General features: G+C 63.6%; 14 protein-coding genes. 7 read left to right on the plus strand and 7 right to left on the minus strand.

The window, feature by feature from the left end:
- The first annotated feature begins 2 nt into the window (after positions 1-2).
- Entirely contained in the window at positions 3-326 is a 324-nt protein-coding gene (locus QMG84_RS04180) for a YbaB/EbfC family nucleoid-associated protein (protein ID WP_281930670.1), read from the plus strand.
- Positions 327-433: 107 nt separating this feature from the next.
- Positions 434-1,039, plus strand: coding sequence for a recombination mediator RecR (gene recR, locus QMG84_RS04185; RefSeq protein ID WP_202072978.1), 606 nt, complete (start codon positions 434-436; stop codon positions 1,037-1,039).
- A 413-nt stretch (positions 1,040-1,452) separates the two neighbouring features.
- Here the strand turns inward: recR and QMG84_RS04190 are convergent, their stop codons facing one another.
- The 3 genes from QMG84_RS04190 to QMG84_RS04200 all read right to left on the minus strand — a co-directional run bounded on the left by QMG84_RS04190 (position 1,453) and on the right by QMG84_RS04200 (position 3,928).
- Complete coding sequence (locus QMG84_RS04190; protein WP_281930673.1) at positions 1,453-2,106, minus strand: DsbA family protein; 654 nt, start codon at positions 2,104-2,106, stop codon at positions 1,453-1,455.
- Between the two features lie 85 nt (positions 2,107-2,191).
- On the minus strand, positions 2,192-2,410 hold the full coding sequence (locus QMG84_RS04195; RefSeq protein ID WP_202072976.1) for a hypothetical protein: 219 nt from the start codon (positions 2,408-2,410) through the stop codon (positions 2,192-2,194).
- 123 nt (positions 2,411-2,533) lie between these two features.
- Complete coding sequence (locus QMG84_RS04200; RefSeq protein WP_434085971.1) at positions 2,534-3,928, minus strand: sensor histidine kinase; 1,395 nt, start codon at positions 3,926-3,928, stop codon at positions 2,534-2,536.
- Between the two features lie 215 nt (positions 3,929-4,143).
- Here QMG84_RS04200 and QMG84_RS04205 point away from each other — a divergent pair, with 215 nt between their 5' ends.
- Positions 4,144-4,542, plus strand: a complete 399-nt coding sequence (locus QMG84_RS04205; protein ID WP_281930677.1) for a hypothetical protein — start codon at positions 4,144-4,146, stop codon at positions 4,540-4,542.
- 110 nt (positions 4,543-4,652) lie between these two features.
- On the opposite strand, the gene rpsD is transcribed toward QMG84_RS04205, so the two are convergent.
- From rpsD to rpsA, 4 genes are all read right to left on the minus strand, one after another.
- Positions 4,653-5,270, minus strand: coding sequence for a 30S ribosomal protein S4 (gene rpsD / locus QMG84_RS04210; protein WP_202072974.1), 618 nt, complete (start codon positions 5,268-5,270; stop codon positions 4,653-4,655).
- Between the two features lie 285 nt (positions 5,271-5,555).
- Positions 5,556-5,912: a hypothetical protein gene (locus tag QMG84_RS04215; protein ID WP_202072973.1), complete on the minus strand. Its 357-nt coding sequence runs from the start codon at positions 5,910-5,912 to the stop codon at positions 5,556-5,558.
- 74 nt (positions 5,913-5,986) lie between these two features.
- Positions 5,987-6,946 carry a hypothetical protein gene (locus QMG84_RS04220; protein WP_281930680.1) on the minus strand — a complete coding sequence of 320 codons (960 nt, stop codon included), beginning with the start codon at positions 6,944-6,946 and terminating at the stop codon, positions 5,987-5,989.
- A gap of 218 nt (positions 6,947-7,164) precedes the next feature.
- A complete protein-coding gene (gene rpsA, locus QMG84_RS04225; protein WP_281930681.1) occupies positions 7,165-8,892 on the minus strand; it encodes a 30S ribosomal protein S1 in 1,728 nt (575 codons plus the stop codon).
- 422 nt (positions 8,893-9,314) lie between these two features.
- On the opposite strand from rpsA, the gene QMG84_RS04230 reads away from it, so the two are divergent.
- The 4 genes from QMG84_RS04230 to QMG84_RS04245 all read left to right on the plus strand — a co-directional run bounded on the left by QMG84_RS04230 (position 9,315) and on the right by QMG84_RS04245 (position 11,636).
- Complete coding sequence (locus tag QMG84_RS04230; protein WP_281930682.1) at positions 9,315-9,548, plus strand: hypothetical protein; 234 nt, start codon at positions 9,315-9,317, stop codon at positions 9,546-9,548.
- Between the two features lie 77 nt (positions 9,549-9,625).
- Positions 9,626-9,907, plus strand: a complete 282-nt coding sequence (locus QMG84_RS04235; RefSeq protein WP_202072969.1) for a hypothetical protein — start codon at positions 9,626-9,628, stop codon at positions 9,905-9,907.
- Between the two features lie 56 nt (positions 9,908-9,963).
- Positions 9,964-10,809, plus strand: coding sequence for an MNIO family bufferin maturase (gene bufB, locus QMG84_RS04240; RefSeq protein ID WP_281930684.1), 846 nt, complete (start codon positions 9,964-9,966; stop codon positions 10,807-10,809).
- Positions 10,806-11,636 (plus strand): HvfC/BufC N-terminal domain-containing protein, encoded by an 831-nt coding sequence (locus QMG84_RS04245; RefSeq protein ID WP_281930686.1) that lies wholly within the window; start codon positions 10,806-10,808, stop codon positions 11,634-11,636. Before bufB ends, QMG84_RS04245 begins: the two co-directional genes overlap by 4 nt.
- Positions 11,637-11,674 lie beyond the last annotated feature (38 nt).

The raw sequence follows: 11,674 nt of genomic DNA on the forward strand, positions 1-11,674 counted from the left end.
CGATGATGGACTTCATGGGCCTGATGAAACAGGCGCAGCAGATGCAGGCCAAAATGGCCGAAGCGCAGCTCGAACTTGAAAACATCGAAGTCGAGGGCGAGGCCGGCGGCGGACTGGTGCGGGTGACGCTCTCCGCCAAGGGCGCGATGAAGTCGATCTTCATCGACGAGAGCCTCGTGAAGCCGCAGGAGAAGGAAATCCTCGAAGACCTGATCCTGACCGCCCATATGCAGGCGCGCGCCAAGGCGGATGAGGTAATGGCCGAGAAGATGAAGGCGATGACCGGCGGGCTGCAACTGCCGCCGGGCTTCAAGCTGCCGTTCTGAGCCAAATCATGGACCGTCATTGCGAGCGGAGCGAAGCAATCCAGAGCCGTGATGGCGCTCCTAGATTGCTTCGTCGCTGCCGCTCCTCGCAATGACGGAAGCGCTCGATGGCTGAACGCGTCGCAGGTCCTGAAATAGAGAGGCTCGTGCAGCTTCTCGCGCGGCTGCCGGGCCTCGGCCCGCGCTCGGCGCGGCGCGCCGTGCTGCATCTCATCCGCAAGCGGGAGGAGCTGCTGAGCCCGCTTGCCGACGCCATGCGCGTCGCGCAGGAGAGGATCGTCGCTTGTTCGGTCTGCGGCAATATCGATACGAGCGATCCCTGCACCATCTGCCGCGACGCGCGGCGCGACCCCTCGATTCTCGTCGTCGTCGAGACGGTCGCCGATCTCTGGGCGTTGGAGCGGGCGGGGCTGCTCAATGCGCGCTATCACGTGCTCGGCGGCGTGCTCTCGCCGCTCGATGGCGTCGGGCCGGAAGATTTGACGATCGCGAGCCTGATCGAGCGCGCGCGCGCCGGGGAGGTTCGCGAGATCGTGCTCGCGGTCAACGCCACCGTCGACGGCCAGACGACGGCGCATTACATCGCCGATCTTTTGGCGCCGACGGGCGTGAAAGTAACGCGCCTCGCCCATGGCGTGCCGGTCGGCGGCGAGCTCGATTATCTCGACGAAGGCACGCTGGCGGCGGCGCTGGAGCGGCGGACAGTATTTTAAGGACCGCGCGCTTTCAGGCGCGCAGCCTGGAAAGCGAGCCTGAGGCTCGCACAGACTACGGATACGAGATCCGCTTGATCGGTTCGGTGTCATTCCCGACGCTCGCGCAGCGAGCGATCGGGAATCCAGAGCAACGCTGGCTATTTTGGCTCTGGATTCCCGATCGGGCCTTCGGCCCGTCGGGAATGACACGCGCCAATGCGAGCTAATCAAACGGAAATGGTGTGACAAAGTGGCGGTATCGCCCCTCGTGCTTCGAGAAGCCTGCTGTGCAGGCTCCTCAGCTTCAAGGGCTTCTGCAACTTCGCCAAACACTTAGGCCTCATCCTGAGGAGCGAGCGAAGCTCGCGTCTCGAAGGACGAGGCCGCCTCGGAGATTCATCAACAAACCGAGCCCGAAGGCTCGCGGTCCGTTACTTCGCTGGCGTCTTCGCAGCGATGATCTTGCCGAAATCGTCGATGGTGATTTCGCCGGTATATTTGTCGCCGTTGATGAAGAAGGTGGGCGTGGAGTTGACGCCGAACTTCTCATTGGCGCGGGTGCGCACGGCGTTCACCTTCTCGTAAAGCGCCTGATCCTTGAGGACCGCTTCGAACTTATCCTGGCTGAGACCGGCCTGCTTGAGCACGCTGGCGAGACCATCCAGCGGCTTGTCGACGAAAGCCCAGTTCTTCTGCTGCGCGAAGAGCAGATCGACCACGGCGTCGCGCTTGTCGCCCAGTTCGCGCGCCAGCATGAAAGCGGCGGTGGCGAGCGGATCGAGGGGGAATTCGCGCAGAATGAATTTCGCCTTGCCCGCGTCGATGTAATTCTTCTTCAGCGCCGGATAGACCTCATGGTGAAAGGCCGCGCAATGGCTGCAGGTCATGGAGGCGTATTCAACGATGGTCACCGGCGCATTGGCGTCGCCCTCGACAATGTCGGGCAGGGCGTTCGGCGCCATCAGCTCCTCGACTGACACCTTTCCGGCGGCGGCTTTGTCGGCCAGCGCCGGACCGGCGAGGAGCATCGCGCCGGCGGCGACAATGAGGCGGCGGCGGGAAAGCGAGAAAAACGAAAAGGACATGTTGGCCTGTTCCTTGGGAGAGGGCGCAGCGAACATAATCGCTCCGCTGCTTCGGGCAAAGATTCTTTGGCGGAAGGGGAGCGCGCTATTTGCGCTTGGTCGGAATGCCATGGGTGGGGCGGAAGAAATAATAGACGAGCGAGATCGCCGCGAAGACGCCGCCCGCCCAAAAGACGACGTCGCCGATCATCAGGTCTTTCATGCTGAAGCTCGCGACGCTGATGAGAAGGCCCGCGATGGCGAACCACAATGGCGTCTGGCTGCGCTCTTCCTTGGGCTGCGGGCGGTTTTGAAATTGAGACATTGTCGTTTCCCCCTTTGTGAGATTTTTTGGGGGGAGCATACAGCGTCGCGGGCTGGGGGCGGAAGGAGGGAGCGGGCCGCTTAGGGCTCCGCTTGCGCTCCAATCAGGCTTCCGCCTTTTCGATCACGCTGCGCTCGGCAGCTCCATCGGGGCAGGCGCGCTCAAAGCGGCAAGGGGGATTTGCGCCGCGATTTTGACGCCTCTCGCGGCCTGGCCGACCGTCAGCCTTCCGCCAAATGCGGCGACGCGCTCGCGCATGCCCAAAACCCCATGCCCGGTCGACTGGTCGAGACTGGCCGGATCGCCGCCGCCATCGTCTTCGACCGTCAGCGCGACGAGTCCGTCATTGGCGGCGAGGCGCTCGACGCGCAGATAGACGTCGTGGGGATCGCCATGGCGCATGGCGTTCGTCAGGCACTCCTGCGCGATGCGATACAGGCTCGTCGAAACAGCGGCGGGAACGGCGGCGAGGTTCCCCAACACGTCCAGATGAACGACGGCCTTGGGCGATGTCTGCGCGTTCCAGCCCGCCACGAGTTGAATGAGGCAGGCTTCGAGGCCCAATTCCTCGAGATCCTGGGAGCGAAGCCGCGCGAGGGTTTGACGCAGCGTGGCCATCATGCGCTTGGCCGTTCGGCCAATGGCGCGCGCATCTTGCGCGAGGTCCGGGCGATCGGGCGCGCCGGCCTCGATCGCCGCGGCGAAGGCGATGGTCGCGGTGAGACATTGGCCGAACTCGTCATGAAGGTCGCGGGCGAGCGCGCGGCGCTCATCCTCCTGAACTTCGAACAGGCGTTTCGTCAGGGCCATGCGCTCGGCGGTGATTTGCGCCAGACGCGCCGCCAGATCGTTCACGGCGCGGGCGATCAGACCGAATTCGCCGGCGCCCTCGACGTCGATGCGGCGCCGATAGTTTCCCGCCTCCAAATCGTGCAGGCCGTCCACGATCCGCCCGGTCGGCGCCAGGGCATGGGCGATGACAAAGGCCGCCAGGAGACAAATGCCGACGGCCATCGCCGCTGCGACCGTCAGGACCACCGAAATCTGGCTCCACGCCTGACGAACGGCCGCTCCGGGATCGGCCGTCGCGACGACGAGAGCGCCGGGATCACGAACCGAAACGCGACGCGAGACCGGCGCCTGCCCGCCAAAAAGGCTTTCGTAGGCGGCGGCGAACCATTTCGGCGCGGGGGTTCCCACGCTGTCGATCTGGCTGCAGAGCCGGCGCGGCTCCTGATTGGCGCCGGAGCGGAAAGAGATGCAAACGCCCGGCGCGATCAGCTTGAGGGTCTCCAGCGTCTCCCATTCGGTCGGGGGCAAAAGCAGCCGATCGTCGCGCAGGCTTCTGCGCCAGAGGATCTCGCGCCAGAACAGATTTTCCAGGCCTTTCGAGGCGCGTTCGGCCGAGGCCGCCGTCTCCGCGCCGATCCTGTGGTGGGCGTCGGCCATCACCCAGCCCGCCGTGACCGCGAGGCACAGCAGAACGACCCCGATGAGGCGCAGGATGAGACGAAACATCAGTTGCATCATAGGCTCCGGACGGAAAGGCGGACTGCGCGTGGGCGCAAAAGTAAGCGATGGCCCGGCTGCCTTCAACGACGCTGCGGCGTCAGAGCCGAGATCGGGCAAATTTCCCAAGGCGTTCGGGGCCATATTCCGAAGAAAATGTCCAAAGCGTGAGCGATGAGTCGGGCATGGATCAACCCAAGCTCGAAAATCAAAAGGAGAGCGTCTTGGAAGTTTTGCTCATCGGCTCCGCCGCCTGCCTCACCGCCCTCATCACCACCGCCTGGCTCATGACATTGGCAAAATGGTTCCCGATCGAAGCGGTCGATCGTTTCGTCGTCGATTACAAGACGATGATCCGGGCCCATATCGACTATGCGCTGATGGCGCTCTTCGGCGCCGCCTTTTATGGCGCGGGAGTGGACTTGCCGGTGATTGCTTGCTGGTGCGTGGCGGTTGGCGGTTTCTCTAATCCAACGGTCTTCACGATTGCCGCTTTCGACCCGAATTTCTGGAACAAAAAGATTTGGCGCGCCTACACGGCCCTCAGCTTTACCGTGTCTTCCGTGGGCTTTTTATGGATCGCCTACGCCTTTGCGGGGCATGCGATAAAGCGTCTGGCGTGAGCCGAGAGGCAGGCGGTCGAAAACGAGCATTTCCGCCGCCTTCAAAAAAAAGCGGGCCCCGAAACGGGGCCCGCAAACTTGTCGCCCGCAGGCGTATGTCCGCGCGTCGATCAGCGCGAATAGAATTCGATGACGAGGTTCGGCTCCATCTGGACCGGGTAGGGCACTTCCGTCGCATGCGGGACGCGCGAGAGCTTGGCGGTCATCTTGGAGTGATCGACGTCGTAATATTCCGGCACGTCGCGCTCGGCGAGGCCGACCGCTTCCAGAACCGTCACGGCCTGCTTCGAGGATTCCTTCACCTCGATCACATCGCCGACCTTCACGAGATAGGACGGGATGTTCACGCGGCGACCGTTGACCCGGATATGGCCGTGGTTGACGAACTGGCGCGCGGCGAAGACCGTCGGCACGAATTTGGCGCGATAGACGACCGCGTCGAGACGGCGCTCCAGCAGGCCGATCAGATTGTCGCCCGAGTCGCCCTTCATGCGGATGGCTTCGGCGTAATACTTACGGAACTGCTTCTCGGAGATGTTGCCGTAATAGCCCTTGAGCTTTTGCTTGGCCTTGAGCTGCGTGCCGTAGTCGGAGAGCTTGCCCTTGCGGCGCTGACCATGCTGGCCGGGGCCATATTCGCGGCGGTTCACGGGGCTCTTCGGGCGGCCCCAGATGTTCTGGCCCAGGCGGCGGTCGAGCTTATACTTGGCTTCTGCGCGCTTCGTCACTTTACTTTCGTCCTCTCATGGTCGCGTCCAACATGCGAGAGGCGAAAAAGACGATAAAGCGCCCGGAGCCGATCGCCCGGGGCGCAACGCCTTCAAAACCGCGCCTCTTCACACGCGCCCGGCGGCGCCGGGGATGAAGAACGCGCCCTCCTCTGCCGGAAGATCACCGGCCGACAGGCGTTCGATCGAACGCCACGGGTGCTGGCCTGAAGCGGCGTTCCCGCCTCAGGATCATGGGGAGCTAAAGAAAGTCGCTCCCCGAGTCAAGTCGCTTTCGCGACAGCGTTACGGCCAGTCGAACGGCAGGCCCTCGTCATAAGGCACGATCATGTCCGTGTTGTAGGGCGGCCGCTGCGGGGCGGTCTCCTGCATATACCAGCTACGCTGATTGGACTCGATCGGATCGCGATTGAAATAGGTCTGCTGCAGCATGTAGCGGTTGGTGCTGCCGACAGGCACCTTGGTGCCCGGATCGAGCCAGCTTCGGCGCTCGACCTCGACCGGCGCGCGGCCATTGTCGGCGAGCTGGTTCTGCGAAATGGCGTAGGCGGGCCGGCGATGCGATTTGGCGAGGGCGTCGCCGCCCGCGGCGATCGCAATCAGGCAGGCGAGGCCCACCGAGAAATTCAGTCCTTTGCGCATCTCCAACCTCTTGAGCTCGACGCTTCGGCTACATCATATATAGTATCGCACCGCAAAAGCGAGACGAAGCTGACCTATTGTTCCGTTTCGCCCGCCTGCTGCACGACGGCCGCCGGTTGCGCCGCCACATGGGTTTTTTTCTTCGCTTTGACGACCGGCTTGACGACGCTCGGCTTGCCGGGGGTCGGCTTGGCGTGGGCGTTCTTTTGCGGCGGGATGGAGGCTGTGAGATCGTCGCGCGAGACATTGGCGCAGCCCGGGCCGCGCGCGAGCTCTGCGTTGAGGAAGAAGTCGTTGAGCGCCTTGTTGTCGGCGCCAGCCGAATAGCTCAATTTGTCCAGAGCGCAGGCGAGGGCCACGCGATCTATCGGCTTGCCCGCCGCGCCGCAGGCGATGCCGGCGATTTCGAGCGAGGCCTTGGGTTCGACGAGGCGCGTGGCGAGGCAGGCGCGTTCGCTCGCCTCGGCGCCTTCGCCGCCTGTCCGGGAGAGGCGGATATCCGCCGTTTCGAAGGCGCCGAAGCGGGTCGGGACCATCGAGCGCTGGGCGATCTTTGCGGCGGTGAGGCCGGCCGCCGCGGCGTGATTCTTCATGTCCAGATAGAAATCGGCGTTGGTCGCCCGGGGATCGAGATTCGGGTGGACGTCGATGCGCAGGAATGTGGCGCCGGCGACGAATTGGCCGATCGTCAGACTATCGACGCGCGGCGTTCCGTCTTTCTTCTCTCCGACCGCGACAATTTTCTTCTCGTGCTTGAATTCCGGCGAGGCGATATCGAGCGCCGCGGCGGCCGGGTTATCGACCGCCGTTGCAGCCTTGGCTGTGATCTTCGCCGGAGTCTCGATGGCGACAGGCGCTGCATCCGCAATCTCGGGGGCCGGAGCAGGCAGGCGAATCAGCAGCGCGGCGCCGGCGAGGATAACCGAGGAGACGACGCCCATCCCCAGAGCGGCTTGGACGCCCTCCGGCCGCGCGCGTAGCGGGCCGCGATAGGCGGTTTCGGCAGGGTCACGGTCGAAAGAGGTCGCACGCATCACTCAACTCCGGCGCTCGCGCGCTCAAGGCGCGTCAACATTTGCCGCATGTTGCGCAAATCTAGGAAAAACTAAGGTTAACGGTACGATAGCGCCTGCCGGCATGGTTAATGGGCGGTAAATCGGCGGTCGAATGAAAGTCGATCCAACGAAAAAGGCCTGCGCGAACGAATCGCGCAGGCCTTCCGATTTTTTCGAACCTCGGATCGTTCCGAAGATTACTTCTTCGGACCCTCTTCGCGGGCCTTGAGCGCCGCGCCGAGGATGTCGCCGAGCGACGCGCCCGAGTCGGCCGAGCCGTATTGGGCGATCGCCTCCTTCTCTTCGGCGACTTCCAGCGCCTTGATCGAGACGGCGACCTTGCGGGCCTTGCGGTCGAACAGGGTGACGCGGGCGTCGACCTTCTCGCCGACGGCGAAGCGCTCGGGGCGCTGGTCGGCGCGATCGCGCGCCAGCTCGCTGCGCTTGATGAAGGTCGTCAGATCCGCGCCGGTGATCTTGACGTCGATGCCGGAGTCCTTGACCTCGATCACCTCGCAGGTGACCACGGCGCCCTTCTTGACCTCGCCGCCGTCCTCGCCGCCGCCCACGGTGGCGAAGGGATCGCCCGCAAGCTGCTTGACGCCGAGCGAGATGCGCTCCTTCTCGACGTCGACGTCGAGAACCTGAGCGTTGATGACGTCGCCCTTCTTATACTCTTCGATGACCTGCTCGCCCGGACGGTTCCAGTCGAGGTCGGAGAGATGGACCATGCCGTCCACGTCGCCATCGAGGCCGATGAAGAGGCCGAACTCGGTCTTGTTCTTGACCTCGCCCGAGACGGTCGAACCAACGGGGTGCTTCTCGGCGAAGGCTTCCCACGGATTCTGCAGGGTCTGCTTGAGGCCGAGAGAAATGCGGCGCTTGACCGGATCGACCTCGAGCACCTGAACGTCGACTTCCTGGCTCGTCGAGACGATCTTGCCGGGGTGCACGTTCTTCTTGGTCCAGCTCATTTCGGAGACGTGGACCAGGCCCTCGATGCCCGGCTCCAGCTCCACGAAGGCGCCGTAGTCGGTGATGTTGGTCACGCGGCCATGGAACTTCGCGCCGATCGGATATTTGGCCTCGATGCCCTGCCACGGATCCTCGAGGAGCTGCTTCATGCCGAGCGAGATGCGGTGCGTCTCGTGATTGATCTTGATGATCTTCACCTTGACGGTCTGACCGATGGTCAGCACCTCGGACGGATGGTTGACGCGGCGCCACGCGATGTCGGTGACATGCAGCAGGCCGTCGATGCCGCCCAGATCCACGAAGGCGCCGTAATCCGTGATGTTCTTCACGACGCCGTCGATCACCTGCCCCTCTTCGAGGTTGGCGACGATCTCGTGACGCTGCTCGGCGCGGCTCTCCTCCAGCACCGTGCGGCGCGAGACGACGATGTTGCCGCGGCGGCGGTCCATCTTCAGGATATGGAACGGCTGCGGCACGTTCATCAGCGGGCCGACGTCGCGGATCGGACGAATGTCCACCTGCGAGCGCGGCAGGAAGGCCACGGCGCCGTCGAGATCGACGGTGAAGCCGCCCTTGACCTGATTGAAGATGACGCCCTCGACCTTCTCATTGGTCTCGAAGGCCTTTTCGAGCTTGACCCAGCTCTCCTCGCGGCGCGCTTTGTCGCGCGAGATGACGGCTTCGCCCAGAGCGTTCTCGACGCGCTCCAGATAGACCTCGACCTCTTCGCCCACGGCGGGAGCGGGGTCGCGGCCGTAGCCGGTGAATTCCTTGAGGGCGACGCGGCCTTCGGTCTTCAGACCGATGTCGATGACGGCGACGTCCTTCTCGATGGCGACGACGCGCCCCTTGATGACGGAACCTTCGAAAGCCTCGTTATCGCCGTAGCTCTGCTCGAGCAGGGCGGCAAAGTCTTCGCGCGTGGGGGCGCGATCGGTCGTGGCGGACATTTGTTCTCCTGAGGGCCCTGGTCGGGCGGCGCCGGCTTGGGTTTGGCGTTGCGGAGGGTTTTCGACAATCGGAACGTCTCGGGCGCGGCAAAACGCTCTCGAAGACGAAAAGTTCGTAGCAACGAACTGGCCGGCGCGGCCCGATGGACGAAAACCGAGTGACACGCGCGCCAAGCGAAAGGTTCGACGCGCGAGGGTCTATTTAACAGCGCGCCGCCGCCCCCGCAAGCGCCGCCATGCGCGCGCTCGCGGAGAGAGTTGATGCGCTGCGTCAAGACCGGCGGCGGCGGCGTTGTATGAGCAAGTTCTCACTCACTGTCGCAATCTGGGCCGATTCCTGCTAGCTAGGCAGGAGGTCAATATTCACGCCTATGCTTGCGGGGCGAGCGACGGGGCGCGAGGCCAGTTGGAGATCGAAGCTTATGAAGCGGAATATCCTTTCCGGCGCTGCCCTTTCCGCCGCCGCGCTGTCCATCGCAATTGCTGGCGCGGGTCCTGCCCTGGCCAAGCACAAGGCTCACCAGCGCGCTCCCAAGGCGGCGGTCGAGAAGAACAAATGCAGCAACAAGAACGGCTGCCCGGCCAAGGCCGAGAGCAAGGACGCGCCGGCGGGCGAGGCGAAACCCGCCGAGATCAAGCCGGGAGAAGGCAAATAATTCGGTTTCGGCGCATGAGGCCAATTTGGCGCGCCGATTATCACCCCCCAATGGGGGTTTTCAAAGGAGGATAGTGTATGAAGACGAAAATCGTTTCCGGCGCGGCGCTCGCCGCGGCGGCTGTCGGCCTGGCGCTGAGCGGCGCCGTCGTCACCCCCGCCGCCGCCCATGGTTCGCATCTGTGCAACATGTCCAAGGGCCAGTGCGGCGGCAAGACCGCCTGCATGACCAAGACCGGCGTCTGCAAGCATAACGTGGGTAAGAGCAAGGCTTCCTGCCGCCATGGCTGCCACCACAAGTCGTCCTGTCATCACAGCAAGGGCGCTTGCAACATGAAGAGCAAGTGCCACACGAAGTAAGGTTTTGGCGCCGGCTCCCTCGGGGCCGGCGCCCATTTTAGGCAGGGGATGTTCGCATGCAGAAGCCAGCCCCGCTCGGCTATGGTCTTGGCCTCCGCCCGATCTATTACGAGGAGATTATGTCGAACCGGCCGCCCGTCGACTGGTTCGAGATCATCTCCGAAAATTACATGGTCGCGGGCGGGCGCCCGCTCTCGATGCTCGACGCGATTCGCGCCGATTATCCGATCGTGATGCATGGCGTCGCCATGTCGCTCGCCTCGACCGATCCGCTGGATTTCGACTATCTCGCTGAATTGAAAGCGCTGATCGAGCGCGTGCAGCCGGCCTGGGTCTCGGACCATGTCGCCTGGACCGGCGTCCACGGCCTCTCGCTGCACGACCTTCTGCCGATCCCCTATACAAAAGAGTCGCTCGACCACATCGTCGAGCGCATCTGCCGGGTGCAGGACTATCTCAAGCGCCAGCTCGTCGTCGAAAACGCGTCGACCTATGTTTCTTTCGTGTCCTCCGATATGAGCGAGCAGGAATTCGTGAAGGAGATGGCCGAGCGCGCCGACTGTTTGTTGCTGCTCGACGTCAATAATGTCTTCGTGTCCTGCTTCAATCACGGCTATGATCCGGTGGCCTTCATCGACGCCGTCCCGGTCGAGCGCGTGGTGCAATTCCACATGGCTGGCCACACGAATCACGAGACGCATCGCGTCGACACCCACGACCAGCCGATCTGCGAGGAGGTTTGGGCGCTATACGAACATGCCCGCCGCCGCTTCGGCGACGTCTCGGCGATGATCGAACGCGACGACAATTTCCCGCCCTTCTCGGAGCTTCTGGAAGAATTGCAGCGCATGCGCGACATCGACGCCCGCATCGCCGCGGAAAAGGCGTTGAGCGCGGCATGAAGCTCGCCGACTTTCAGGCGCTGTTTCAGGCGCGCATACTCGGCGGTCCAGGGGACGCGGATGCGCCGCTTTTGAAGGAGCTGCGTGAGTCGCAGCGCGGCGCCGAGCGGGCCGAGCTTCTGCATGTCTATCAGTCGGGCTACCGCATTCGCCTGGAGAGCTTCCTCTATGAAGATTACCCCGGCCTGCGCGCGCTGATCGGGGACGAGGCCTTCGAGACGTTGGTCGGCGGCTATGTGGCCGCCAATCCGCCACAGTGCCGCAACGCCCGGTGGTACACGACCGGCCTGCCGGACTATATGCGCCAACATGCGTCCTGGCGCGACGATGCGCGCGCGATCGCCATGGCCTTTCTGGAACGCGCCATGGTCGACGCTTTCGACGCGCCGAACGCCGAGCCGCTGACGATACAGGCGCTCGCGGGCTTTGCGCCCGAGGATTCGCCGCGCTTCGTTTTCGACTTCCATCCGAGCCTCATTCTGCTGGAGCAGCCGGTGGGCGTTCTGGCGGCTTATCAGGCCGCGGCGGCGGAGGATGACGAGGAGCCGGAGGAGGCGGAGGCGGACGAAGGGGACGCCGAGCCTCAGAGCGCAGAGGAGGCCGAAGCCGTCGCGGTCTGGCGCTGCAATGAAGAGACAGCCTATCGCGAGCTGGAGCCCGCCGAATATGTCGCGCTCTGCGAAGCCAGGGCCGGCCGCGCCTTCGGCGACATCTGCCAAATGGCGGCTTTTCAGCAATCCGGCGACATCGAACCCGAGCGGCTTGCGCAATTTCTCGCGAGCTGGTTCGAGGACGGCATGGTCGTCGGCGTGTCGCTGCGCGATTGAGGCTTTAAATCCTACGCTTTTGCTATAATTAAGATGAG

Source organism: Methylocystis iwaonis (assembly GCF_027925385.1).
GTDB lineage: Bacteria > Pseudomonadota > Alphaproteobacteria > Rhizobiales > Beijerinckiaceae > Methylocystis > Methylocystis iwaonis.

Bases quoted from the DNA above. Each gene is read 5' to 3' on its own strand.
- QMG84_RS04235 (WP_202072969.1), top strand. From the start codon at position 9,626: ATGAAGACGAAAATCGTTTCCGGCGCGGCGCTCGCCGCGGCGGCTGTC.
- QMG84_RS04200 (WP_434085971.1), bottom strand. From the start codon at position 3,928: ATGTTTCGTCTCATCCTGCGCCTCATCGGGGTCGTTCTGCTGTGCCTC.
- QMG84_RS04220 (WP_281930680.1), bottom strand. From the start codon at position 6,946: ATGCGTGCGACCTCTTTCGACCGTGACCCTGCCGAAACCGCCTATCGC.
- rpsA (WP_281930681.1), bottom strand. From the start codon at position 8,892: ATGTCCGCCACGACCGATCGCGCCCCCACGCGCGAAGACTTTGCCGCC.
- QMG84_RS04215 (WP_202072973.1), bottom strand. From the start codon at position 5,912: ATGCGCAAAGGACTGAATTTCTCGGTGGGCCTCGCCTGCCTGATTGCG.
- QMG84_RS04245 (WP_281930686.1), top strand. From the start codon at position 10,806: ATGAAGCTCGCCGACTTTCAGGCGCTGTTTCAGGCGCGCATACTCGGC.
- recR (WP_202072978.1), top strand. From the start codon at position 434: ATGGCTGAACGCGTCGCAGGTCCTGAAATAGAGAGGCTCGTGCAGCTT.
- QMG84_RS04180 (WP_281930670.1), top strand. From the start codon at position 3: ATGATGGACTTCATGGGCCTGATGAAACAGGCGCAGCAGATGCAGGCC.
- bufB (WP_281930684.1), top strand. From the start codon at position 9,964: ATGCAGAAGCCAGCCCCGCTCGGCTATGGTCTTGGCCTCCGCCCGATC.
- QMG84_RS04190 (WP_281930673.1), bottom strand. From the start codon at position 2,106: ATGTCCTTTTCGTTTTTCTCGCTTTCCCGCCGCCGCCTCATTGTCGCC.
- QMG84_RS04230 (WP_281930682.1), top strand. From the start codon at position 9,315: ATGAAGCGGAATATCCTTTCCGGCGCTGCCCTTTCCGCCGCCGCGCTG.
- QMG84_RS04195 (WP_202072976.1), bottom strand. From the start codon at position 2,410: ATGTCTCAATTTCAAAACCGCCCGCAGCCCAAGGAAGAGCGCAGCCAG.